At 60.9% G+C, this 23666-nt stretch carries 25 protein-coding genes; 20 read left to right on the top strand and 5 right to left on the bottom strand.

Translation table 11 applies throughout. From position 1 onward, the window contains the following. Positions 1-2 precede the first annotated feature (2 nt). Complete coding sequence (locus F7C38_02615; GenBank protein ID MCE4600442.1) at positions 3-641, top strand: ABC transporter permease; 639 nt, start codon at positions 3-5, stop codon at positions 639-641. Continuing rightward, positions 626-1318, top strand: coding sequence for an energy-coupling factor ABC transporter ATP-binding protein (locus F7C38_02610; protein MCE4600441.1), 693 nt, complete (start codon positions 626-628; stop codon positions 1316-1318). The genes F7C38_02615 and F7C38_02610 overlap by 16 nt, the downstream gene beginning before the upstream one ends. A gap of 6 nt (positions 1319-1324) precedes the next feature. Here F7C38_02610 and F7C38_02605 read toward each other — a convergent pair whose 3' ends face one another. Next, complete coding sequence (locus F7C38_02605) at positions 1325-2428, bottom strand: ATP-binding protein (GenBank protein MCE4600440.1); 1104 nt, start codon at positions 2426-2428, stop codon at positions 1325-1327. Between the two features lie 268 nt (positions 2429-2696). Here F7C38_02605 and F7C38_02600 point away from each other — a divergent pair, with 268 nt between their 5' ends. The 13 genes from F7C38_02600 to F7C38_02540 all read left to right on the top strand — a co-directional run bounded on the left by F7C38_02600 (position 2697) and on the right by F7C38_02540 (position 15206). Continuing rightward, entirely contained in the window at positions 2697-3098 is a 402-nt protein-coding gene (locus F7C38_02600; GenBank protein ID MCE4600439.1) for a phosphatidylethanolamine N-methyltransferase family protein, read from the top strand. A gap of 304 nt (positions 3099-3402) precedes the next feature. Beyond that, positions 3403-4173, top strand: a complete 771-nt coding sequence (locus F7C38_02595) for a transketolase (protein MCE4600438.1) — start codon at positions 3403-3405, stop codon at positions 4171-4173. 77 nt (positions 4174-4250) lie between these two features. Then, entirely contained in the window at positions 4251-5114 is an 864-nt protein-coding gene (locus F7C38_02590; protein MCE4600437.1) for a transketolase family protein, read from the top strand. After that, the gene (gene aroF / locus F7C38_02585; protein MCE4600436.1) at positions 5111-5908 is read left to right on the top strand and encodes a 3-deoxy-7-phosphoheptulonate synthase; all 798 of its coding nucleotides are present in this window, start codon (positions 5111-5113) and stop codon (positions 5906-5908) included. Before F7C38_02590 ends, aroF begins: the two co-directional genes overlap by 4 nt. Beyond that, positions 5890-6969, top strand: coding sequence for a 3-dehydroquinate synthase (gene aroB, locus F7C38_02580; protein ID MCE4600435.1), 1080 nt, complete (start codon positions 5890-5892; stop codon positions 6967-6969). Before aroF ends, aroB begins: the two co-directional genes overlap by 19 nt. Continuing rightward, a complete protein-coding gene (locus F7C38_02575) occupies positions 6939-7682 on the top strand; it encodes a type I 3-dehydroquinate dehydratase (protein MCE4600434.1) in 744 nt (247 codons plus the stop codon). Before aroB ends, F7C38_02575 begins: the two co-directional genes overlap by 31 nt. Beyond that, positions 7643-8485, top strand: coding sequence for a shikimate dehydrogenase (locus F7C38_02570; GenBank protein MCE4600433.1), 843 nt, complete (start codon positions 7643-7645; stop codon positions 8483-8485). The genes F7C38_02575 and F7C38_02570 overlap by 40 nt, the downstream gene beginning before the upstream one ends. Further along, positions 8485-9348, top strand: coding sequence for a shikimate kinase (locus tag F7C38_02565; protein ID MCE4600432.1), 864 nt, complete (start codon positions 8485-8487; stop codon positions 9346-9348). The genes F7C38_02570 and F7C38_02565 overlap by 1 nt, the downstream gene beginning before the upstream one ends. After that, positions 9345-10613, top strand: a complete 1269-nt coding sequence (gene aroA / locus F7C38_02560) for a 3-phosphoshikimate 1-carboxyvinyltransferase (protein ID MCE4600431.1) — start codon at positions 9345-9347, stop codon at positions 10611-10613. Before F7C38_02565 ends, aroA begins: the two co-directional genes overlap by 4 nt. Continuing rightward, positions 10610-11713, top strand: coding sequence for a chorismate synthase (gene aroC, locus F7C38_02555; protein MCE4600430.1), 1104 nt, complete (start codon positions 10610-10612; stop codon positions 11711-11713). The genes aroA and aroC overlap by 4 nt, the downstream gene beginning before the upstream one ends. Then, positions 11674-13008, top strand: coding sequence for an aminotransferase class I/II-fold pyridoxal phosphate-dependent enzyme (locus F7C38_02550; protein ID MCE4600429.1), 1335 nt, complete (start codon positions 11674-11676; stop codon positions 13006-13008). Before aroC ends, F7C38_02550 begins: the two co-directional genes overlap by 40 nt. Then, entirely contained in the window at positions 12996-13853 is an 858-nt protein-coding gene (locus F7C38_02545) for a prephenate dehydrogenase (GenBank protein MCE4600428.1), read from the top strand. Before F7C38_02550 ends, F7C38_02545 begins: the two co-directional genes overlap by 13 nt. Positions 13854-13874: 21 nt before the next feature. Continuing rightward, positions 13875-15206 carry an APC family permease gene (locus F7C38_02540; GenBank protein MCE4600427.1) on the top strand — a complete coding sequence of 444 codons (1332 nt, stop codon included), beginning with the start codon at positions 13875-13877 and terminating at the stop codon, positions 15204-15206. Between the two features lie 120 nt (positions 15207-15326). Here F7C38_02540 and F7C38_02535 read toward each other — a convergent pair whose 3' ends face one another. Together F7C38_02535 and F7C38_02530 are read right to left on the bottom strand one after the other, a co-directional pair. After that, positions 15327-15887, bottom strand: a complete 561-nt coding sequence (locus F7C38_02535; GenBank protein ID MCE4600426.1) for a flavin reductase family protein — start codon at positions 15885-15887, stop codon at positions 15327-15329. Positions 15888-15969: 82 nt separating this feature from the next. Next, positions 15970-17166 carry a cation:proton antiporter gene (locus F7C38_02530; protein ID MCE4600425.1) on the bottom strand — a complete coding sequence of 399 codons (1197 nt, stop codon included), beginning with the start codon at positions 17164-17166 and terminating at the stop codon, positions 15970-15972. Positions 17167-17323: 157 nt separating this feature from the next. On the opposite strand from F7C38_02530, the gene F7C38_02525 reads away from it, so the two are divergent. Together F7C38_02525 and F7C38_02520 are read left to right on the top strand one after the other, a co-directional pair. Next, complete coding sequence (locus F7C38_02525; GenBank protein MCE4600424.1) at positions 17324-17638, top strand: hypothetical protein; 315 nt, start codon at positions 17324-17326, stop codon at positions 17636-17638. 187 nt (positions 17639-17825) lie between these two features. Beyond that, positions 17826-18200 (top strand): SCP2 sterol-binding domain-containing protein, encoded by a 375-nt coding sequence (locus F7C38_02520; protein MCE4600423.1) that lies wholly within the window; start codon positions 17826-17828, stop codon positions 18198-18200. A gap of 22 nt (positions 18201-18222) precedes the next feature. Here F7C38_02520 and ubiA read toward each other — a convergent pair whose 3' ends face one another. Both ubiA and F7C38_02510 read right to left on the bottom strand, forming a co-directional pair. After that, positions 18223-19161, bottom strand: coding sequence for a putative 4-hydroxybenzoate polyprenyltransferase (gene ubiA / locus F7C38_02515; GenBank protein ID MCE4600422.1), 939 nt, complete (start codon positions 19159-19161; stop codon positions 18223-18225). Positions 19162-19183: 22 nt separating this feature from the next. Next, on the bottom strand, positions 19184-20707 hold the full coding sequence (locus F7C38_02510) for a UbiD family decarboxylase (GenBank protein ID MCE4600421.1): 1524 nt from the start codon (positions 20705-20707) through the stop codon (positions 19184-19186). A 119-nt stretch (positions 20708-20826) separates the two neighbouring features. Between F7C38_02510 and F7C38_02505 the strand changes: the two genes are divergently transcribed. From F7C38_02505 to F7C38_02495, 3 genes are all read left to right on the top strand, one after another. After that, entirely contained in the window at positions 20827-22002 is a 1176-nt protein-coding gene (locus F7C38_02505; GenBank protein MCE4600420.1) for a radical SAM protein, read from the top strand. Positions 22003-22081: 79 nt separating this feature from the next. Continuing rightward, positions 22082-22912 carry a hypothetical protein gene (locus F7C38_02500; GenBank protein MCE4600419.1) on the top strand — a complete coding sequence of 277 codons (831 nt, stop codon included), beginning with the start codon at positions 22082-22084 and terminating at the stop codon, positions 22910-22912. 3 nt (positions 22913-22915) lie between these two features. Next, positions 22916-23665 carry a hypothetical protein gene (locus F7C38_02495; GenBank protein ID MCE4600418.1) on the top strand — a complete coding sequence of 250 codons (750 nt, stop codon included), beginning with the start codon at positions 22916-22918 and terminating at the stop codon, positions 23663-23665. Position 23666 lies beyond the last annotated feature (1 nt).

Here is a 23666-nt window from a genome sequence, read left to right as displayed (position 1 = left end):
GCGTGGAGCCCATCTACGCGGTCCTGTCGAGGTCCCTCGCGATATCCGGGGCGGCGACACTACTGGCCTCGGCCTGGAGCATTCCACTAGCCTACTACCTCTCACGAAGCCCCCGGGTGAACCCCCTGGTCTATGCTATGGAGGCCTTGATAGGGGTTCCAACAGTACTCGTAGGGCTCCTATTGTACCTATTGCTGAGCAGGGAGGGACCCCTAGGCTTCCTCAACCTGCTATACACGCCCCAGGCCATCACGGTTGGAGAGGCCCTGCTCATAACCCCCCTAGTCACAGCCCTCACCTACAGGTCCCTCAAGCAGGTCGGAGCACCCCTCAGGGAGCTGGCGTTGACCCTAGGGGCCAGTGAGGCCAGGGCGACGCTCCTAGTCCTCCGGGAGTCGGCGCCCTCCATAGTCTCCTCGATAGTGATGGGGTTCTCCCGGGCCATCGGCGAGCTGGGCGTCGCGCTCGTGGTTGGAGGGAACATAATGGGTTACACCAGGACGCTCACCACTTCGATAGCCCTCGCGACATCCATGGGGGAGTACGAGCTGGCCCTAGAGCTCGGGGCTATACTGACACTGCTAACCATCGGTGTGTCACTGGTGCTACGCTTGGTGAACAGGGGATGGAGGCTAGAATAGCGCTGGAGGACGTGTGGTTCGGCTACGACAAGGAGCCAGTGCTCAGGGGGGTGAGCCTGGGCCTAGAGGGGGGAAGAGTCTATGGCCTAGCGGGGCCAAACGCCTCGGGCAAGACCACCCTCCTCAAGCTAGTCTCACTGCTCCTAAGGCCGGCCAAGGGCAGGGTGCTGGTGGACGGGGTGGATCCTTGGGTTGAGGGCGTCGAGGGGTTTAGGGGCCGGATAGTCTACGTCCACGAGAGGCCCATAGTACTCAGGGGGCTCGTGTACGATAACATAGCTGTTGGACCGGAGCTGCAGGGCCTCGGGGAGGAGGCTATCAGGGAGAGGGTGCTAAGGATAGCGGAGAAGCTTATGCTAAGGGGCATCCTATGGGAGAAGATAGGCAGGCTCTCGACGGGCCAGGTCCAGCTGGTGGCTATAGCGAGGGCCCTCGCCGTCGACCCGGTAGTACTGGCGCTGGACGAGTCCTTCTCCAACCTAGATAGCGGTAAGAGGAGGGTAGTTGCCCGGGCGATCAAGGAACTGGCCAATAAGGGAGGCATAGCGATAGTATCATCCCACGATCCCATCCTGCTATCCAGGATCTCGGACCAGGTAGTCTACCTAGAGGACGGGGTTGTCAAGTTCCACGTTGACGCGGGATCCTTCCTAGACAAGCTATCACGGGTAGTCTAGCGGGGGTTAGAGGCTTTTCGCTGCATGTCTAACCATAGGGTCTGGTATTACGTATTCGTTATCTTGCTTCTCTAGATAGCTGTACCTCACCAGGTTCCTGAGGAGCTGTGAGAACCGGTTGTCGGGGATCCAGGTGTTTGTTCTAGTCTCTACATAGGTCTTTATCTCTCGCCACCTGGTGATGCCTTGGGCTACAGCCTTGAGGATCGCCACGTATCTGGCTGGAGAGCCCTCTATGACCTTTGAGAGTTCTGCTAGGACCATTAGACTCCCCTCCTCAAAGACCCTCCGGAGAGCCTCCCTATGCGGAGAACCCTCCACCCCCCGTTTGTAGCCGTACAGGGTCAGCCACCCCACTATGCCGTCAAGCTTCTCCACGGCCTCCTCCAGCTCCGATCTCTTAACCCTGACGCCGAGCTCCCTGAAGCCCGTCTCTAGGAAGCCGAGCGATTGCTGGGTTGTGAACCTTTCTAATGGTATCTCCCTCCGATGTCTCCCGTAGAGTGGTGCTCTGGGGTCTTCTAAGCGGAGGAACTCCCTTAGCACCCCGACCTCGCTCCCAGTGACTATGAAGGTGAGGTTGGGGAGATTATCGATAGCCCAAGCTATTACTCCGTCGTACCTGGTGTTGGAGAACCGGAGGTACTGGGCCTCGTCAAATACTAGGGCGAATCTCCAGCCATGCTCGCCGCACCATTCGTCTAGGGCCTTTAGTACTTCTGTCAGCCTGGGCTTGGCTGGAGGTCTCAGCTCTAAGCTGAATCCAGCCGCGTGGATCCCCTTGACTTTGCCGAGGGCATCGCCTAGTCTAAACTCTAACCTCTCGTACCACTTGGACCGTCTCCTCATTGCATCCACTATCCGGGCTACGAGGCTGGCTAGCCTGACAGAGCCCTCCTCAAAGTACAACTCTCTAACGTCTACCAGCGCATAGGGGATCCCAGCTTCCCTTACACCTACTCTGACTAGGCTTGACTTGCCGATTCTCCGGACGCCTCTGACAATGACAAGCCTCTCTCCAAGTCTGAGGGCTTCCATTAGGCTTCTCAGTTCATTCTCTCTATCGTAGAGATCCTCTCGCCTTTCCTTGGGCGCAATATCAAACAGCAACTTATGCCCCCCGTAAGTAACTTACACCCCCCGTAAGTAATAAGCCTACCGCTAGAGAAACCATGAGGTTCCCCGTCGAAGACAACAATACTCCCGTAACCAACGAGTCCTAAAAATAATCGAGTCATACGAAAGAAGCCCCCTGGGGGATGGAGGGACGGCTAGGATCGTCTATGCGTGGAGGGCTCTGTACTGGCTGGCGCTCGACCTATCCCCATTCATCCTAGGACGATACTATTACCGGGGATGCAGGGACCTGGGCTCTCCCGTGATCGTCTACGCTGCAATGGTCCTCGGACTCGTCTTGATAATATACGGTGTTGTATTGAATATTGTTGCTGGTAGAACCCTCAGGCTCTATGGGCACAGGGGGAGGGTCCCTCGCTTCACCCCGCCCGACAGGCTGGTGGACAGAGGCATATACTCGTGCATGCGCCACCCGGCACAGCTGGGCCTCATGATGGTTGGGGTGGGACTCGGCCTCGCCTCAGGGACCCTCCCAGGCATACTCGCGAGCGCCATACCAGTGGCCGGCGGCCTCCTCTTCATATTGCAGGTGGAGGAGCCGGAGGCCCGGAGGCTCCTCGGGCCCAGCTACCATGAGTATGAGGAGAGGGTTCCAGCCCTCCGGTTGACGGTTGGATGCCTTGTGAAGGGCTGGAGGGATTGAGGATTTCTTCACGATGCTAGAGTCAATACCCTTAGCATGCTAAGAACTCTAGCCTCGATCTCTGATAGCCCCCATGATGTATAGGTAGCACGCTAACCCGCTACCCTCACACTACCCTCCGCTCCCGGAGTTCAATTATCCCGGTATCGAACCATGGAGGGCGAGAATAGGTATCTGCTCGTGGCGGAAGACCCTCCTCTGCCCTTTCTAGTGCTTCCGTGTGGCAAGCCGTTGGGATAACGTTTTTATTTCAGGCCAGCGTCTCTGGCTCTAGTGATGGGGTGGGTGTGATGCAGCGCCAATATTGAGTTGCTCCTCGTGCTCCCATCCCCCCGAGGATAGCGTGTCCCTCGCCTTCGACGGCTTGAAGCTCCTCGCCGACAAGGTCGAGGTCGCCAGGAGGAGGCTCTACGAATTCCTGGCTAGCATAGGCGGATGGCATGCCGGGACCTCGATCTCATCCCTCAACATCATAGCGGCCCTCTACGGGTCCTGGGTGCCCCGGGGACGCGAGATCGGGGTTGATAGGACTGTGGTCATCAGCAAGGGCCACCTCTCCCCAGCCCTCTACGTCTGGCTCGGAGTCGAGGGATTGCTCGATTGGAGCGAGCTCGACTCGTTCGCAGACCCCACCTCTAGGCTCCAGTCCCACCCGGACGCCGGGAGGCTTAGGGGGCTCGTAGTGAATTCTAGCGGGTCCCTCGGCCAGGGCCTCTCCATAGCCAATGGCATAGCCCTGGCTTCACGGCTAGACGGGCTGCGCAGGGAGGTAGCCGTTATACTAGGCGATGGGGAGCTCGACGAGGGGCAGGTGTGGGAGGCCGTTGCGACAGCCTCCTCCCTAGGGCTCTCCAACGTCATAGCGGTGATCGACAGGAACATGGTCCAGCACAGCGGGCCCACGGAGGAGATAAAGCCCAAGGAGCCCCTGGCCCTCCGGTGGGAGGCCTTCGGCTGGCACGCCATCGAGGTCCCCAACGACGCGATCGCCATAGCGACGGCCCTAGAAGCGCTCTCAAGGATGAACTCTAGACCGAAAGCGTTGATCGTTAGGAGCATCGAGGGGGGCTGGTAGTTATTGTATCGCGCGGGAGCTTCAGGAGGGCCCTCGGGGAGGCACTCGTCGCCGCCGGAGAGGCTAGTAAAGACATAGTGGTGCTTGACGCCGACACGCCCAGCTCCACGGGCACTCTGGCGTTCGCCAGGAGGTTCCCCGACAGGTTCTTCAACGTAGGTATAAGCGAGCAGGACCTGGTCTCGACGGCGGCCGGCCTGGCTATAGCTGGGAAGACACCGGTCGCGGCCGCCTTCTCTATGTTCCTGATGAGGGCGTGGGAGCAGATCAGGAATACCATAGCCAGGGACGGGTTGAACGTTAAGCTGGTCGGCACTCACTCCGGCCTCTCGGACTACATGGACGGGACCTCCCACCAGTCCTTCGAGGATATAGCATTGACCCGTGTACTCCCGGGCTTCACAGTACTCGCGCCCTCGGACCCCGTGGCGACACGCGACCTCGTGGCCAGGGCCCTGCTAGAGCATAAGGGGCCCGTGTACATTAGGCTGGGGCGCGACAACGCCCCAGAGATCTACGAGGAAGGCGAGGAGTTCCCCATTGGCGGCGCCAAGGTGTTGGAGGACGCCGGGGACATAGCGATATTCTCGACCGGCGCCATGACGGGGGTAGCGGTCAAGGTGGCCGAGAGGCTCAGGGAGGAGGGCTATAGGGCTGGCGTGGTTGACGTGTACAGTATCAAGCCCGTGGACAGGGACACGATAGTCAGGCAAGCCGTGAGGGCCGGGCTAGCGGTCACCATAGAGGATCACAGCATACACGGCGGCCTCGGATCCCTGGTGGCCGAGGTAGTCTCGGAGACCAGGCCGGTGAGGGTTGTTAGGATTGGAATAGATGACTCCTTCGGGGCGAGTGCCAGGAGCTACGAGAGGCTCCTCGACTACATGGGGCTCACCCCAGAGAAGATATCGTCCATTATAGAGAGGGGTGTACTGGCTTGAAGCTCAAGCTCGTGACCAGGGACTACCGGGACAAGACGATCGTCAAGGTCAGAGGCGTGGAGATAGGGGGTAGTAAGCCCGTCTTGATAGCAGGTCCCTGCTCGGTCGAATCGAGGGAGCAGCTAGCCGAGACCGCCAGCGTCGCCAAGAGAGTCGGGGTGGACATGCTCAGAGGCGGCGCCTTCAAGCCCAGAACCTCGCCCTACAGCTTCCAGGGGCTCGGCGTGGAGGGGTTGAAGATACTGCGCGAGGTGGCAGACGAGCACGGGATCCCCTTTGTCACCGAGGTGCTGGACCCACGCCTCGTACCCCTCGTCTCGGAGTATGCTGACGCCCTCCAGATCGGGGCTAGGAACATGCAGAACTTCCCCCTGCTCCGGGAGGCAGGCAGGTCTGGGAAGCCAGTCTTCCTGAAGCGAGGGTTCGGGTCGAGGATCGACGAGCTGCTCGCGGCGGCCGAGTATATCATGGTTGAGGGGAACGACCAGGTCGTCCTCGTCGAGAGGGGTATTAGGACGTTCGAGACCTCTACCAGGTTCACCCTCGACATCGCAGCCGTGCCAGTACTACACGAGCTGACCCACCTGCCCGTCGTAGTCGATCCAAGCCACGCGGCGGGTAGGAGGGAGCTAGTGCCCCCGCTCGCCAAGGCCGCCCTAGCAGCCGGCGCCGACGGGTTAATGATAGAGGTGCATCCCGACCCCGGTAGGGCGTTGTCGGATGCAAGGCAGCAGCTCACCCTTGAAATGCTTGAACGCCTCGTGGGGGAGCTGAAGTGGATGAGGCTGCTATAGAGGTCCGCGAGGCCAGGAGGGTCAGGGTGCTCACCGGGCTCGGGATACTGGGGAGGCTGGGCGAGATCCTCGAAGGCTACAACCCCTACAAGGTACTCCTGGTCATGGACTCCAGGCTCCCAGCGGGGGCGGCCTCGCTGATCTCCTCCAGTCTAGGGGGGAGGTTTAGGCTCTCCATCTACAGGGTGGAGGGTGGGGAGCACGTTAAGAGCATCAGGTTCGTCGAGTCTCTCTGGAGGTTCATGGCCGGGGAGGGATTCACTAGAGGGTCCCTCGTGGTAGTGGCTGGGGGAGGGACCCTCCTGGACGCCGCCGGGTTCGCCGCCGCGACCTTCATGCGGGGAATCCCCACCGTGTATATACCGACTACCACCCTCGCCCAGGTGGATGCTTCTATAGGCGGCAAGACTGGTATCGACTTCGACGGGGGCAAGAATATAGTCGGGGTTTTCCACCATCCGGAGGTCACAGTCATAGACCCCGAGCTCCTAGTAGGCCTCCCCAGAGACATATACCTGGAGGGGTTCTCGGAGGTCGTCAAGCACGCCGTGATAGCCGGGGGTGGCTGGCTGGAGTGGCTTGAGAGGCACGTGGAAAGCATAGTGGCGAGGGACCCCCAGGTACTCTACGAGGCCGTCGCCTTCAGCGTGTCAACCAAACTCGACATAGTCTCCAGGGACTACGTCGAGAGGGGTGTCAGGGCCATGCTCAACTACGGCCACACGTATGGCCACGCTGTGGAGGCGTCCACCGGCTACATGGTCCCCCACGGCCACGCGGTATCACTGGGCCTCATGGCAGAGTCGATGCTGGCAATGGAGATCGCGGGCTTCCCCGAGGATGACGCAGATAGGATCCACCGGGTCCTGGAAGCCCTAAGCCTACCCACGAGGATGAAGCTGGACCCCGAGAGGCTTGTCAGGGCGATGAGGAGCGACAAGAAGTTCCTAGATGGGATACCGCGCATCCCACTGCCCAGGAGGCCGGGCGACTTCACGATAGAGGAGATACCGTGGAGGGTGGTGGAGGATTGGGTGAGGAGGGCGTCCTCCATAGGATAGCGGCCGTCGTAGCGGGGCCAAGCATAGACTCGATCGTCGAGGCCGCCTTGGAGACCCCCGCCGGGATAGTGGAGCTCAGGCTGGACACGGTAGAGGACGATCTCGAAGCCGTGATAGAGAGGGTGGGCCGCGCCATACTCCGCCTGAGAGGGACGGGTAAGAGGGTGATCGTGACGATAAGAGACTCGGTGGAGGGCGGGGGATTCGAGGGGCCCCCATGGGTGAAGGAGGGGATCCTCAGAGGCCTCGCAGTGTACAGGCCGGACTACATAGACGTGGAGCTACGCAACCCCCTGGCCGGGAGGATAACGGGGTCCCTCCTAGAGCAGGGGATCGGCGTCATCGCCTCGTTCCACGAGCTGGAAGGCCCCATGGGGCTTGGGGAGATCGAGAGGGTGCTCGGATCGGTGAGGCGCCTAGCCCGGTCGGAGAGGGTCCCTCGCGGAGGCTTGATAGCGAAGGTAGTCTACAGGTGTAGGGACCCCCTGGACGGCATCCCCTCCATGCTGGCCGTAGCCAGGGAGGGAGGCGGTCTGGTCTCGTTTGGGCTCGGTGGCGAGTGCGGCTATACGAGGCTCCTAGCCCCGCTCCTCGGGGCGCCATTCACATACGCCCACGCCTCGGGGAAGCCCCTGGCCCCAGGCCAGTATAGTGTCTCGGAGGTGTTGGAGCTGTGGAGGCGGCTGGGCGTGGCATGGGCTACTACCTCATAGGCCACCCGGTGGGCCACAGCCTCAGCCCAGCCATCTACAACGGGTACTTCAGGCTAGCCAGGATCCCGGGCTCCTACGATGTGATGGATGTGCCCCACAGGGGGCTCTTGCCCAGGGCCGTGGAGTTGCTGAGGAAGACGAGCGGCGGGTTCAACGTCACCATACCATACAAGACCGATATAATCGGCCTCCTAGACCGGGTCGAGGGGGAGGCCCTGGAGATAGGGGCCGCCAACACTGTCGTGGTAGAAGGGGCCAGGCTCAGGGGATATAATACGGATTTGACCGGCTTCATGAAGGCCCTCCTGGCCGGTGGAGGCTCTAAGGACTACTCTCGGGCCTTCCTGATTGGTGCTGGCGGGGCCGCCAGGGCAGTCGCCTACGGGCTCACCGGCATGGTGGACCACCTGGTGATCGTCAGCCGAAGTGGACGGTCGGCTAGGAGGCTAGCCTACAAGGCGAGAGAGTGGGGAGTCCCCGATGCAACGGGCGGCAGGCTAGACGACCTAGTCAGATACGCCGAGGGCTCCGACCTGGTGGTCAACGCGTCCCCCGTCGGGTTGAGGGACCCCGAGGCATCCCCCCTCCCCCCACGCTACGTCCCAAGCGGCGCGACTGTCATGGACCTAGTCTACAACCCCCTCCGGACGAGGCTCCTCAGGATAGCCGAGGAGAAGGGCTGTAGGGTTATCGACGGGCTCTGGATGCTGGTCTACCAGGCCAGCGAGAACCTCAGACTATGGCTCGGGGAAAGCGTTGATCCACGGCTCCTCAGGAGCCTGGCACTGGAGGCGATGGGTTGATGGAAGCTGGCGTGGGCAGGGCCCATGGAGCTGTGAGCGTGCTGAACGCCATAGCCACCGGTATAGGGGGCGCCGTCGGGATCGACGTGCCCGTTGAGGCCAGGGTTAGGCTCTCCGGGGATGCGGGGAGGGTCGTGATAGAGTCCAGGACTCCCTGGGGCCGGGTGACACCGCCCAGGGAGCTATCAACCGCGCTCCTGGAGCTCGCCAGGGAGATGGGCCACTCTGGGGGCCTGGAGGTGGAAGTCTACTCCAGGGTCCCTCCGGCCTCCGGCTTGAAGAGCAGTAGCGCCCTCGTCAACTCAATCACACTGGGGCTAGCCGACGCCCTGGGCGTGGAGATGAGCCTGGAGGAGGCAGCCCGCCTCGGAGTCACGGTTTCTAGGCGGGCTGGCCTCACGCTTACTGACGCCTACGACGACTCCCTGGCCACCCTCCTCCCAGGTGTATTCATTACAGACAACTGGGGTCTTCGAATCCTCAGGCGCTTCACATTCGACGAGACCCTCTACGCAGTGGCGGCCGTGCCTCCCACAGGGAGGCCGATCCAGGCAGTGGAGCCTGGGGTCTTCGAGTCACTGGGGAGGCACTACTCCAGGGCAGTGGATCTGGCTTTGGAGGGGAGGTGGATGGAGGCAATGGCTGTTAACGCGGTGCTCACGCTCGTGGCCACGGGCCTTGACGAGTGGAGTATAGGGCTCGTAGCTAGGGCCCTGGAGCACGAGGCAACCCTCCTGGCGGGGGTTTCGGGTAAGGGACCCTCCGTCTACGCCCTAACCACCGATCCCCGGGGCGTGGCCGATGCCTGGGGGGAGGCCGGTGTCGAGGTCATAGTGGCTAGGCTCCTGGGTGGTGGCAGGTGATACTCAGGGTATATCCCGTGGAGGGCGAAGTCAGGGGGACCCTCAGGGCACCCCCCTCCAAGAGCTATACCCATAGAGCGGTCTTCGCATCCCTCCTGGCCTGCGGTGTCTCCAGGATAGAGGATCCCCTGGTGGCTGGGGATACCCTGGCGTCCCTGGAGGCGGCTAGGCGTTTCGGAGCGGTCATAGAGGAGGGCGGTGGGTGGCTTAGGGTTGAGGGCGTGTGTGGCAGGGTAAAGCCTCCCATGTGGATTGACTGCCGGGGCTCCGGGACGACTCTCCGGATCGCGACCGCCATCGCAAGCCTCCTGGACGAGCCCGTGCTCCTCTACGGGGACTCCACGCTTAGGAGGAGGCCCATGGCCCCCCTGCTGGAGGCGCTATCCTCCCTCGGCGCCGGCACCCTGTCTAGAGATGGCTACCCGCCCGTGGCCGTGAAGGGCCCGATCTCCCCGGGTACTGTTAGGATTGACGCCTCCAGGAGTTCCCAGTTCGTCACTGGCCTCCTAACAATCGCCCCGCTGGCGGGGCTGAGGGTGGAGACCATGGGCCCCGTGGCCTCCAAGCCCTACGTAGACCTGACCCTGCGGGTCCTGGAGTGGTTTGGCGCCAGGTTCCATAGAGAGGGGTATAGGGTCTACGAGCCCCTATCCCACGGGTATAGGCCTGCCCATGTGAGGATCCCTGGAGACTACTCGTCGGCCTCGTTCATACTAGGCCTCGCCGCCGTGGCCGGGAGGGTTACTGTGGAGGGTTTGATTGAAGATGATGTCCAGGCTGATAGGAGGATCCTAGAGGTGCTCGGCGAGATGGGGGCTAGGGTTAGGGGGTACAGTGATAGGGTGGTCGTCGAGTCGACTGGCAGGCTTGAGGGGGTCGAGGTCAGCCTAAGGGACTCCCCCGACCTAGCCCCGGCCCTCGCCGCCGTGGCCGCCTACGCCGAGGGGAGGACTGTGCTCAGGGACGTGGGCCACCTGGCCTTCAAGGAATCCAACAGGATAGAGTCGATAACCTCGGCGCTCTCCTCCATAGGTGTGAGGGCCTACGCCTCCAACGGGTCGATCATAGTCGAGGGCGGGGGCGTCCGTGGGGGTAGGAGTAGCTCCTTCAACGACCATAGGATCGCCATGATGCTGGCCGTCGCGGCGGTTAAGGCCGATGGACCTGTCGAGATTGTTGGAGCCGAGCGCATAGGGGACTCCTACCCGGGCTTCCTAGAGCACCTAGCCCTGCTAGGGGTGGATACGGAGGTGATCGAGGGTTGATCGGCCGGCTGTTCCGGGTTTCTATATTCGGGGAGAGCCATGGGAAGGGTGTCGGGGCCCTCATAGAGGGGTGTCCCCCGGGGATCCCCGTGGACGAGTCGTACATAGCGGGGGAGCTTGCTAAAAGGAGGCCTGGATGGGGGCTCACCTCCCCCAGGAGGGAGGCCGACTGGCCCGAGATACTCTCCGGGGTGTTCAGGGGCAGGACTACGGGCGGCCCCATACTGGTGTTTATAAGGAATAGGGATGCGGATTCGAGCTTCTACGAGGAGATAAGGGATACTCCGAGGCCCGGGCACGCCGACTATACTGCCCGCGTCAAGTATTGGGGGTTCAACGACTACCGCGGTGGTGGGCACAACTCCGGCCGCCTGACTGCGGGCGTGGTGGCGGCTGGAGCGATCGCCAGGAGGCTGCTCGAAACCGTGGGGGTTAGAGTCTACGCCTACATAACCAGGATCGGGGACGTGGAGGCCCGCATCGACCCGGTTGACAGCGAATCCTTCAGGGAGAGGGTCTACTCAAGCCCAGTAAGGTGCCCCGACCCCGAGGCCTCCGAGAAGATGGCTAAGGCTGTGAGGAGGGTTATGGCGGAGGGAGACAGCCTGGGCGGGATAGTCGAGGCCGTAGCCTATAACCTGCCCGTGGGGCTTGGCGAGCCCCCGATGGACGGTCTCGACAGCGACATCGCCAAGGCCCTAGTCTCAATACCCGGAGTGAAGGGCGTCGAGTTCGGCGCCGGCTTCAGGCTGGCCGGGATGAGGGGGAGCGAGGCGAACGACCACTGGATCATGAGGGATGGCCGCGTCGCCACGGCCTCCAACAACATGGGCGGTGTCAACGGCGGCATAAGCAATGGGATGCCCCTCGTGGTGAGGGTGGTATTCAAGCCCACGTCAACTATCCGGAAGTCTCAGAGGAGCGTGAACCTAGCCACGGGGGAGGAGGCCGTGATTAGGGGGAGGGGGAGGCATGACCCCTGCATAGCGATCAGGGCCGTCCCGGTCGTTGAAGCCTATATGGCCATAGTCCTCGCAGACCATCTACTGAGGTGGATGGCGTGGCAACCCCTGAAATCGAGGATCTTAGAAGGCTCCTAGACAGGGTCGACGAGGAGATACTGAGGCTCCTAGACAAGAGGATGGACCTATGCCGCAGGATGGGCCGTGTGAAGAGGGCTTCGGGCACGCTATTCGTGACTGATAGGGAGAGGGAGAGGCGTGTAATCGAGAGGGCAGGCCCCTATGGGAGCATCTACAGGGCCATAGTCAAGCTATGTAAGCAGGCCCAGGCCGGGCCCCCGGAGAGCGAGTCGTGGTTCGACGTATACGCCTTCTACGAGCGACTGGCCAGGGCGAAGCCATCCATACGCCTCGACGCCGGGGACCCGGATATACCGCCTCCCGAGCCCGTCCTGGAGGCGTTGTCGAGGGGCCTCAGGGAGCCGGGCGGGCTCTCCTACGCCCCCTCCTCTGGTCTCTTAGAGCTTAGGGAGAGGATAGCCGAGTACCATGGGGTTGATGTAAGGGAGGTTGTGGTAACTCCCGGGTCGAAGGCTGGGCTGGCGGGGTCCCTCAGGGGCGTTGATAGCGTGGGCGTTATACTGCCTGGCTGGAGGGGCTACCTGAATATTGCTAGGCTCTACGATGCCTACGTTGAGACGCTCCACACGGACCCCGGCGGGGGGTGGAAGCCTTCTCCTAGCCAGCTTCAGGGGCTTGCGTCGAGCGTGGAGGCGGTCGTGGTTAACTATCCCAATAACCCGACGGGGGCTGTCTTGTCGGGGAAGGAGGCCCGGGGGCTTGTTGAGATCGCTAGGGACTCTGGGGCCCTCCTGGTGTCGGATGAGGCCTATAGGGACCTGGTCTACACGGGGGAGAGGGTTTCCCTGGCAGAGCTGGAGCCTGAGGGTGTTGTATCGGTCTATAGCTTCTCTAAGACCTTCTCCCTGCCGGGGCTGAGGCTGGGCTATGTAGTTGGGGACCCGGCTGTGGTGGGTCGGGTTAGGGAGTTCGTAGCGTCTACCTACACATCCGTCCCGGTTTATGCCCAGAGGGCCGCCTTGGTCGCCTTGGACCTGTTGGACCGTGTCGCGGAGGAGAGAGTCAGGGTCTATCGGGGGAGGCTTGAGGCAGCCCTGAGGGGTATAGACAGGGATGTATTCGAGGTCGTGGAGCCCCAGGGGGCCTTCTACCTCTTCCCCAGGATGAAGTGCGTAGAAGACAGCGTGGATTACACCTTCAAGGCGTTGGAGAGGGGCGTGGGCATATTCCCTGGAGCAGCCTTCGGGGGCGAGAGGTATAACAGGTATATCAGGGTATCGCTGACCAGGCCGGTAGACGAGATCCTACAGGGGCTAGAGATACTGGGGGAGCTGGCGAGGTGCCGGGGCTAGGGGTCATCGGGGCAGGCAGGCTTGGGCTTACGATAGCCCGCTTCGCCAAGGCCTCGGGTATAGAGGTCATAGTCTATGACAGGAGTAGCGACGCCCTTGCACACGCTGAGAGAGGGGGCCTGTCGACGGCTGAGAGCCTGGAGGAGCTGGCTAGGGATAGCGATTATGTGATGATAGCGGTCCCCCACGATGGGATAGCCGGTGTTATCGAGTCGCTCGCCCGGCTGGGGCCGGTGCTTGACGGGCGCCTGGTCTTCGATATAAACACGTTCAAGCTCGACACTATAGGGTACTACAGCCTCCTCGGCCCCGGCGTGGGGGTTGCGAGCGCCCACCCCATGTTCGGGTCCGGTGCGAGGGACCCGGCTAGGCACGCGGTCCTGATAGTCCCTGTGCCGGGCAGAGAGGGCTACCGGGAGCTCCAGGGCCTGTTCGACTCTATGGGTTTCAAGACCTTCCTAGTCGACGCCGAAATGCATGACGAGTTGATGGGAGTCATAGTCGGGCTCCCATACCTCATCGCCACACTGGCCTCACACGCTTTATCGGAGCTAGACAGAGAGGGGCTACTGGAGTACGCTATGGAGTACTCGGGGACGACCTTCAAGCTGTTAACGGTACTGGCCGGGTCTGTGGCCAGGGATAGCGGTGAGTTCATAGAGTACGTGCTCTCCAACAGAAACACGCGTAAGACGATCGAGAGGGTCTACAGGTTCATGGAGAGACTCCTGGGAGACACGCGGGTGGGCGTGGAGAAGCTCAAGGGGCTGCGAGGCCCTCTAGGAGCTGGGTGGGTTGAGGATGCATATAGGCGGCTCTACTGCCTAGTAGAAGAGTGCCTGTAGCACGCTGTGGGGGTGCATGCCATGGGTGGCAAGGAGAAGATGGGGCTGGTGGAGGCCACGGCTATGGCCGTCGGCATAATAATCGGGTCCAGTATATTCTCGCTGATAGGGGTAGGGGCTAGGATCGCTGGAAGGGACCTGCCACTGGCCTTCGCGTTATCCTCCCTGGCAGCGGCTTTCGTCGCCTACAACTATGCGAAGCTGGGGAGCACCTATGTCTCGAACGCCGGCCCCATAGAGTTTATACTGAGGGGCCTCGGCGACAACCTATATACGGGCGTTGCATCCTTCATGCTGTGGTTCATATACGTCTCATCGGTATCCCTCTTCGCGAAGACCTTCGCAGCCTACTTCCTAGCCCTGACGGGATACCCGTTATCCCCTGCCAACATGGCCGTCGTCGAGTCAATCGTCATAGCGTTCTTCGTAGCCCTAAACTTCAAAGGGTCGAAGACCGTGGGCATGGCTGAGACGGCTATCGTCGCTGTGAAGATCGGCATACTACTGTTGTTCGTGGTAGCCGGGCTGTTCACGATCAATCCAGGCTACCTGGCACCAGACCTGTCGGTGAACGGGTTGAAGGGCGCACTATACGCGGCCACACTATTCTTCCTGAGCTACACGGGGTTCGGACTCGTAACCAACGCGTCCGAGGACATAAGGGATCCCAGGAGGAACGTCCCGAGGGCCATCTACCTGAGCCTGGTAATAGTAACCCTAATCTACATAGGCGTCTCTATCGTGGCGGTGGGCAACATGCCTATAGACGAGCTGGTTAGTGCAGAGGAATACGCGCTGGCCAAGGCGGCAGAGCCATTCCTAGGCAACCTGGGGTTCACCCTCGTATCCATAGGAGCCCTGGTATCGGTTAGCAGCGCAATCAATGCCAGCATATACGGGGGCGCCAACGTGGCATACTCCCTGGCCAAGAAGGGCGAGCTACCGCCGATCTTCGAGAGGAAGACCTGGTTCAACGAGCCCGAGGGCCTCTACATAACAGCCCTGCTAGGCCTGGCCATGGCCGTTGCATTGAACCTGGAGGGGGTAGCGGCCGTCACGAGCTCCTCGTTCATAATAATATACATGGGGGTCATACTGGCCCACTACAAGCTAGCCGACGAGACCAGGGGCTCAAGGCCAATCATACTCCTGAGCTTCATCATAGTGGCCTCTATACTGGCCATACTCCTCTACAGCCAGTACAGGAACAACCCCTCAAGCTTCTACGCTATAATCCTAAGCTACGCGGTAGCCGCTATAGGCGAGTACCTCTACAGGGGGAGGACGCGGAGATCCTTCAAGAGGAGACTCCAGTACTGGGAGTCCCAAGGCAGCGGGGAATCACGATATTAAACCCGGGTCCTAGGATATACCCGTGTATGGCGGCGATGAGGACCCAGCTATCGGCTACCCCCAGGGGAGGGACCCTCCCCCCGGGGGCATGGGCTTATTGGCCTTTACCGAGCCCCCTTTCTATTTCCGGGAGGCTTTCATGAAGCGGCCTACCATGTAGAAGGCTCTGCCGGCTCCGTGGAGTAGTATGTTCGTCTTCTTGAAGTCCCATCCCCACCGGGTGTATAGTCCTGGCTTCACCAGGGCCTTGAGGATCTTGAACACGTATAGTGTCACCTCGCCGACTCCGAGCTTGCCCTCGACAGAGGACTCCAGCACTGCTATGGCATCGCTCCACCTGGGAGGCTTCACGGTATCGCTTGGTTCGAGTGATAGCTTGAAGAGGCTTGGCTTATCGACCTCGCGCCCGCTCACGCTCCCCAGCCCGTAGACGGTGTCTATGAGGCTGGCTGGCGGCACGTTGATAGTCGCCTCGGGGTGGTGCTCTAGGCATTCGTGGGTGTAGGATTCCCTATCCACGGCTATGGCTACGGTAGGGGGTTCCTCTGAGACGGGCGTGTTCCATGAGGCTGGCATGGCGTTGATCCTCCCGTTGGGGCAGACTGTGATTAATACTATCGTTGGCCTCGGGTGGAGCGTGTAGTAGAACCTGTAGCCCTCTGGGAGTTCTGTGAAGGCCATGGGCGTAGCCCCCTCCAGGCTATTAGTGGTGGCTTCGGGGGTTTAGAGGGGTCTAGGCGGGCCCGTGAGGGACCCTCTTGTGTCACGTCTCTTCTGGTAGCGGTGCCCCGGCTATCAGGGCGGCCGCTATCGTGGCTATCAGGGCCGACATTATCACTGCCCCTGCTAGGTCTTGGGAGAGTACTCCGGTGGCTTCCCCGGTGAATGCTATCACTGTTGATACCGTTAGGCGTGCGCCGAATACGCTTGACAGGCGGAGTTTCAGGCGCCTCGGGCTCAGCTTGTTCAGCGTGATGTGGGTGGCGAGGATCTTGACTGGGAACGTTGTCGCTAGCAGGAGACCGGCCAGTTTCGCGTAGAGGATTGGGTCTTCGGGGGTCGCGTGTAGCCCGGCGTTGATGAAGAATACCGGGGCTAGTAGGCCGAATGTGAGGGCGACTAGCTTGTCCTCAAGGTACCTGCTCTTCTGCACGGTCTTCTTGTTGGCTATCCCCAGTAGGAAGGCGAAGAGTATCGCGTGTACCCCGACGTACTCGCTTATGAGGGCCGCCGCTATCAGGAACGATAGTATGAGCCTCAGCTCCACCTCGTGCTCCCCGCCGCTGGCCCACTCAAGGAATCTTGAGAGAGCCCACACCGCCACCACCAGCCCGATGAAGTACAGGATGACTGGCAGTGTGATCCCCGCCTGTACTAGGACGAAGGCCAGTATGCTAGTCACATCGGCTATCATGGCGGTGGCCAGTATCAGCTGGCCCAGGGGCCTCCTAGTCAACGCCCTCTTCCTTATGATAGCGTAGACTACCGCGACGCTCGTGGTCGCGGTGCCTATAGCGGCTAGCCATGACTCTGCGACGCCGTAGCCCAGGTAGTAGAGTGCTGCGAAGGCGGTGAGGGCTGGGGCTAGGAAGCTTATGAAACCGGATAGCAGGCTCGGCCCGATCATCCTCCTCAGGAGTCCGGGATCGATTTCGAGCCCGGCCATGTACATTATGAACACGCTCCCAATCAACCCCAACAGCTCGACCGACTCCGCTGTGGGCAGTCCCGAGAGCCCGGCCAGCACGCCTAGTATGATCTCGATCACGGCGGGCGTTATGCCCAGGGACTCGGCTATGAGGGCTCCCGAGGCTAGGAGCAGGCTTACAACGCTGAGCGTGTAGAGTTCGAGGCTGTACTCGAACCGCGACCTCAGAAGCATCGACCCGGCTAGCGCTACCACTGCTATCGTCGATCCCGCTACGAAGCGCTTGGCCCCCCTCCACCGCCTATACAGCAACTACGAGAGACACCTTGTGGATAACCCAAGGATGGAGTGATATAAGTATGAGATAATTACCCGGGCCTAATACACCTGAAGGGCGGGAGGAGGAAGAGGGCCTCCACGACCTAGGAGGATCCACTCTCTACAGGCTCGGTTTACAGGGTGATCCCAGGTGCCATCTATATCGAGGACCTCCATCTTCACGGCAATACTCTTCATATCCTCGGGGCTTGGCCTGATATACGGCGAGTTCGCCGCGGGTGTGCTCATCGGGCTGGGGGCTGGCCTGGTGGCTGTGGGGTTTATTGGCCTCGCCAGGGGCAGGTCTAGAATGTCCAACTCCGCGGCTATAGTGATCGGCCTGTTCTTCCTCCTCGACGGCCTGTGGAAGCTGGGCCTCGTGCCCTTCGCATTGAGCCTGAGATCCGCGGCCGGCGCCCTCCTGGTAGTAATAGGGGTCTTGTTGCTGATAGACGCGTTCAAGTAACACCCACTGCGGCCCTAGACTGTACTGGTTGCCTCGACTGTTATCGGGCGGCGACCCCCAGAGGGGACCCTCTCCCCGTCGCTGGGCGGTGAGAGCAAAGAATAAATTAATACTAAATTAAGCCTATATGAGGAGCGGGGGTTAACGGCTAGCCCCCTAGGAGGATGCGACTTAGATGTTCCCGGACTTGGATTGGGCGCACAGGCTCTGTGACGCGGCGTCTAGGGACGAGTACTTGCGCGAGATAGGCAAAGGGTTCACCGAGGTGATCGGCGTCATCGTTGTGATGAGCGACGGGTCTAGGAGTGCCCTGTTGTTCAACGTGGTCGATGGGAGGTGTAGTGGTGTTAGGGAGGCGGGCGTGGATGAGGCCTTGAGGGAGGCGGACATCGCGCTTGAGGCCTCCCTGGATACCTGGCTCTCTATGCTCAGGTGGCGACTCACCCCTACTAGAGCGTTGTTCACGGGGAAGCTGAGGGTGGTTAAGGGCAGTAGACTCTTGATATTCTCCAGGCCCATCGCCCATTACCAGCTACTCTACCTGGCTTCAAGGATAGAGTAGCCCTGGCTATACCTAAGGGGGGCTAGTGGGCCAGGGCGTGTAACGCGTAGTCTAGTATTATCCCTAGTGATATGAGGATTCCCACGGCCAGGTTCTGGTTGAAGGCCCTCGGGATGTAGTTTTCGTCCCGGAGGCACTTGACGTCTCCGTATAACATTATGGCGATCGCCGCCAGGGTCATCGTGAGAGTGAACCACCCGGTCGTGCCCCAGTACATGGCTACCCCTGCTAGGAGTAGCGCCGAGGCGGCTAGGTGGGTTGCGAGGCCTATGAGCATGGCCCTCTGCTTGCCGTGCTTGGCCGGTACACTGCCTATCCCGTGGCTCTTGTCGAAGTCGTAGTCCAGCACGCTGTAGTATATATCGAAGCCCGCGACCCATAGGGTGACCGCTACAAGGTATATCCATGGGACGCTCCTCAGCACCATCCAGTTGTCCGCGCCCGGCTGGCTCCCTGCCACGGCGACTGCCCCGCCGAATACGGTGAAGCCCAGAACCAGCCCCAGGTGGTAGTGGGGGTAGCTGTGTATCCTCTTGGCGTAGGGGTACGTGTGGGCTAGTAGCCATAGTATGGGGCTGTAGAGTAGCGCGTACTTGTTGAGTAGCGCGGCGCTTAGATAGTAGAGGAGGGAGCCAGCTACTACTACCAGGTAGGCTTCCCTTATGCTCAACGCCCCCGTTACTAGGGGCCTCTTGGAGCTACGGGGGTTTAGCCGGTCTATTGGCAGGTCTGCTATGTTGTTGTAGGCCATTGCAGAGCTCCTTAGGCCTAGCACCGCTGTGAATATGAGGAGCGCCTCCCTCCAGGACAGTGGGTAGCCCGATAGTATTGCCCCTGCATATGCGAAGGGCAGGCTGAAGAGTGTGTGCTCTATCCTTATGAGCCTCATGACTATGCCTAGCTTGCTCCCTCCCTTTACGCTCCCCGGGTCCCAGCTCCCAGCCTCTACCGGCTCCTCCAATGGAGGGACCCTCGCTGGCTCTCTAGGCCCGTGTCCCTGGTAGGTACTTGTCGACTAGCTCTTCTATCCTACTCGATACTGCGGGGTCTTCCTCTACCTGCCTCGGCCATTCTCGGCCGTTGTTCTCCTCGGGGAGTTTTCTTGTTGCATCGATGCCGAGCTTGCTTCCTAGTCCTGGCGCGGTCATTGCCGGGTCTAGGGCGTCTGTGTGTGCGTGTTGTAGGATTACCACGTCTCTCTCGGGGTTTACGTGGCTTGACACGGCCCATATGACCTGGTTCATGTCATGAACGTCTATATCCTCGTCGACAACTACTATTATCTTGGTCAGGCTGGTCTGCCCCAGCCCCCAGAGGGCGCTCATAACCTTCTTCGCATGGCCCGGATACCTCTTCCTAATAGACACAACCAGCAGCCCCTGGAAGACGCCGTAGACGGGGAAATCCATGTCGACGACCTCGGGCAACAGCATCTTTATAATGGGTAGGAAGACCCTCTCAACCGCCTTCCCGATAACCGCGTCCTCCAGGGGAGGCATGCCGACAACGCTACCATAGTATATGGGGTCGTCCCTATAATACATCCTCTCGACGTGGAACACGGGGTACTTTTCGACGGGCTTGTCATAGTAGCCCCAGTGGTCCCCGAAGGGACCCTCCTCCGCCAGCTCGCCCCTCCTAACATAGCCCTCTATGACGACCTCCGCGTTGGCAGGGACCATCAGGCCGCTGGGCAGCTCGTAGAGTTCGAGGCCCCTCCCACGCACTATGCCAGCGAAGAAGTACTTGTCCATCGGGTGCGGGACGGGGGCCACGCCGGTGAAGAGGGTTCCCGGATCGCTCCCCAAGACTATCGCAACCGGCAGCTTATCGCTTGAGTCGAAGTAGGCCTTTGCACCCCTCTTATGGATCTGCCAGTGTATGACGGCCCTAGAGCCGTCGACGATCATAACCCTGTACACGCCAATGTTATACACCCCGTCGACCGGATCCCTAGTGACCACCAGGGGGAACGTGAGGTAGCGGCCCCCGTCCAAGGGCCAGGTCTTGAAGGCCGGGAGCATCTCCAGCGGCCCGGCGCTGGCCTCGACAACGTTACCCGTGAATCTCGCCCTACTCGTTTTCCTAGGTAGCATCTTAGCCAGGCTACCCGCGTCTAGGAGGCCCCTTAGCTTATCCATTAACCCCATCGGAGGCCCCCTACCCATGAGGCCAGTCAGCCTCTCACCGACTTCCTCCAGCCTCTCAACGCCGAGGGCCTCCTTGAACAGCTCTAGGCTTGGGAACAGGTTTCCGGCGATCCTCCAGCCAGGATAGCCCTTGACAGCCTCGAACAAGACCGCCGGGCCACGGCGGTACATTACCCTGCGCAGGAAAGCCGGTATCTCAAGTACCGGGCTCAACTCCTCCCCTACACGGATCAGGGCCTCCCTCTCTTCGAGCCACTCGATGTATGACCTCAAATCTCTCAGCGGATCAGCCAAGTAGAGTCCCTCCACAGCCATGCCCACTAGACGGGCGTCAACAGCGTAATATGCCTGACACATGGAGGCGGCTCCGCTTAACCGTGCCCGGGAGGGAGTATGGCCCGGGAAGAGGGACCCTCCTTGGATCCCCCAGCTAATAGGCCTCGCCAGGGATACACGCTTGTATGGGGCTGGGGGTTTTGGGTAGGTGTAGGCTCTGCGGCCGAGAGAGCCAGCTGGTTTCGGGACGGCTCGGTGTATGTGCTGGGTGCCTCCGGGAGAGGCCGCAGGAGGCCCTTGAGGTGGCTTGGCGTGCTAGGAGGTCTTGGAGGCGTGCTCTAGGGCTCCCCGTCGAGCCTCCTAGCGGGCCTGGAGGGGTCCCTTGTAGGATCTGTGTCAACGAGTGTAGGATCCGGGAGGGTGGCCTCGGCTACTGTGGCGTGTGGAGGAATCGTGGGGGTAGGCTTGAACCGGTGGAGGGTCATGGCGTGCTAGTGGGCTTCACATACCTTGACCCGCTCCCGACTAACTGTGTGTCGACGCCCGTATGCCCGGCCGCGACTTCGAGGGGCTATCCTAGGTACACGGATGTGCCTGGGCCTGAGAGGGGCTTCTATAATCTAGCGGTGTTCATGGGCGGTTGCCCCCTGGACTGTGCCTTCTGCCAGAACCCGGAGCACAAGACTATGCTCGTGGCCAGGCCAGGGTTTGGGAGGAGGCTCTTGACCGTGGAGGAGTTGGTGGAGAGGGCACTGGATCCCAGGGTCAGGTGTATATGCTATTTCGGCGGCGATCCTACTCCCCAGGCCCCACAGCTGGTGGCCGCTTCCAGGCGTATCTTGGAGGAGGCTCGGAGGAGGGGTCAGGTCTTTAAGAGGATCTGCTGGGAGACCGATGGCTTAGCCAATCCCGGTATTATGAGGGCTATGGCCAGGGTCAGCCTTGAGAGCGGTGGCATAGTTAAGGTGGACTGGAAGGCGTGGACGCCCAGTATATACGAGGCTCTCACGGGTGCCCGTGGCGAGAAGGCGGTGAAGAGGCTCATGGAGAATACCAGGATAGTCGCCGAGCTCGCCGGGGAGAGGCCCGAGCCGCCGCTCCTGGTCGTGAGCACGCTGCTCGTGCCGGGCTATGTGGGGCCCGGTGAAGTCTATAGGATCGCCAGCTACCTGGCCACCCTGGACCCTATGCCCCCGTTGGTGCTTTTGGCCTTCCACCCGGACCATTTGATGCCGGACCTGCCCCCGACTAGCAGGGATCACGTTGAGAGGGCTGTGGAGGCCGCTAGGAGGGCTGGCTTGAGGGAGGTCTACGTTGGTAATGAGTGGCTTGTCGGCAACGCGTATAGCGTGGAGGGGTGGTGGGATCCCGGCTAGCCCCGTCTGGGGATACGTGTATTTCTGTCATTAATTTCTATATATCCGGTGCTACAACTGTTTATGCGGTGTGTTTTCTGTGGGGAGCAAGCTCCTGTCCCTTAGGGAGGCCGTGGAGCTCGTCGAGGACGGCGACTCGATAACGATCAGCGGCATAACCTTCTCCCGCAACCCTATGGCCTTCGTGGCCGCCTTGATAGAGGCGGGGAGGAGGGACCTCTACTTCATAGACAGGGAGCCTGGCCTGGCGCTCGACATACTGGTGGCGGCGGGCACCCTCAGGGGTATAAGGGCGGCGATGGCCACGCTGGAGTCCTACGGCTTGGCCCCTAACGTTAGGAGGGCCGTCGAGAAGGGCTCCGTCGAGTTCCTGGAGGATACCTGTGGCGCGGTGATAGCGGGGCTACGAGCCGGCTCCTATGGGCTGCCATTCATGCCGGTAGCCGGGGTCCTGGGGTCCCAACTTGTGGAGTTGCATGAGAGGGCTGGGACGTGGAGGGTCGTGAGGGACCCCTTCAACGGGGGCGAGATAGTGGCTGTGAAGGCTATAACGCCCGACGTGGCGGTTATCCACGCCCACTACTGCGACGAGTATGGTAACTGTGTCATTGAGGGTCCCCGGTATGAGGACGAGCTCAAGATACGTGCCTCGCGCAGGGTGATAATGACGGCCGAGGAGATAGTTGACAGTGATAGGCTGCGGGGCCTCCCCTTCACCCTGTCCTCCATGAGCCTCCACGTAGATGCCGTGGTGCACGTGCCCCGCGGCGCGTGGCCGACTGCGATGTATGGCCTCTACCGGGCGGATTGGAACGCCATAGAGGAGTATGCTATGTTTGCCCGCGAGGAGAGGGCGATGGAGTGGGTTGAGGCCCGCCTCAAGCCTAGGCTACCGGGCTGGGGGTGGTGACAGGTGGCTGGTGTGAGGCCAACGGACGTCATGGTCAAGTGTATGGCCGAGCTCCTCCGGGATGGAGAGAGCGTCTATCACGGCTTGACTAGCCAGTTGCCACTGCTCTCCATGGCCTACGCTTGGAGGAGGCTTGGTAGGAGGTTCCTGTGGCTTAGCGTGAGCGAGTCCAACATGCCCGTGCCCGAGGCTGTCAGGGTGTTGCCCAGCAGTGGGGGTCCCTATACTGAGCCCTACAGCGTTGGGATAGTGACTACCATGGACGTCTTCGACCTTGCAGCCCAGGGGAGAGTTGACGTCATGTTCTTCGGAGCGGCCCAGGTTGATGCGTGGGGCAACACGAACCTTACAGTGATTGGATCCTACGAGAAACCCCGCGTCAAGCTACCGGGAGGAGCAGCTACGGCCTACCTGTTCCCCCTGGTTAAGAGGATCATACTATGGGCCCGGCATGACAGGAGAACGCTGGTCGACAGGGTTGACTTCATGACGGGCCCCGGGAGGATTAGGCTTGAGAGGAACCTGGAGACGTTCTTGTGCACTAATAAGGCGCTTATAGAGTTCACCGGGGAGGGCCCTGTGCTGAGAGCCCTCTTCCCAGGTGTTAGCGTCGAGGAGGCCCGGGCTGAGAGCGGGTTCAAGCTGTTGGTCGAGGGCGAGCCTAGGGTTGTCGAGCCGCCGGATGAGCTGGGGATGACTGTTATCCGGGAGCATGACCCCGAGGGCCTCAGGTATCTCCAGCGCTACGGGTAGG

Origin of the sequence: Candidatus Thermodiscus eudorianus, from assembly GCA_015521085.1 — an archaeon.
In the GTDB taxonomy this organism is placed as follows: Archaea; Thermoproteota; Thermoprotei_A; order Sulfolobales; family Acidilobaceae; genus Thermodiscus; species Thermodiscus eudorianus.
Note: the sequence above shows the minus strand (reverse complement) of the source record. Positions and strands in the feature narration are given on the sequence as shown.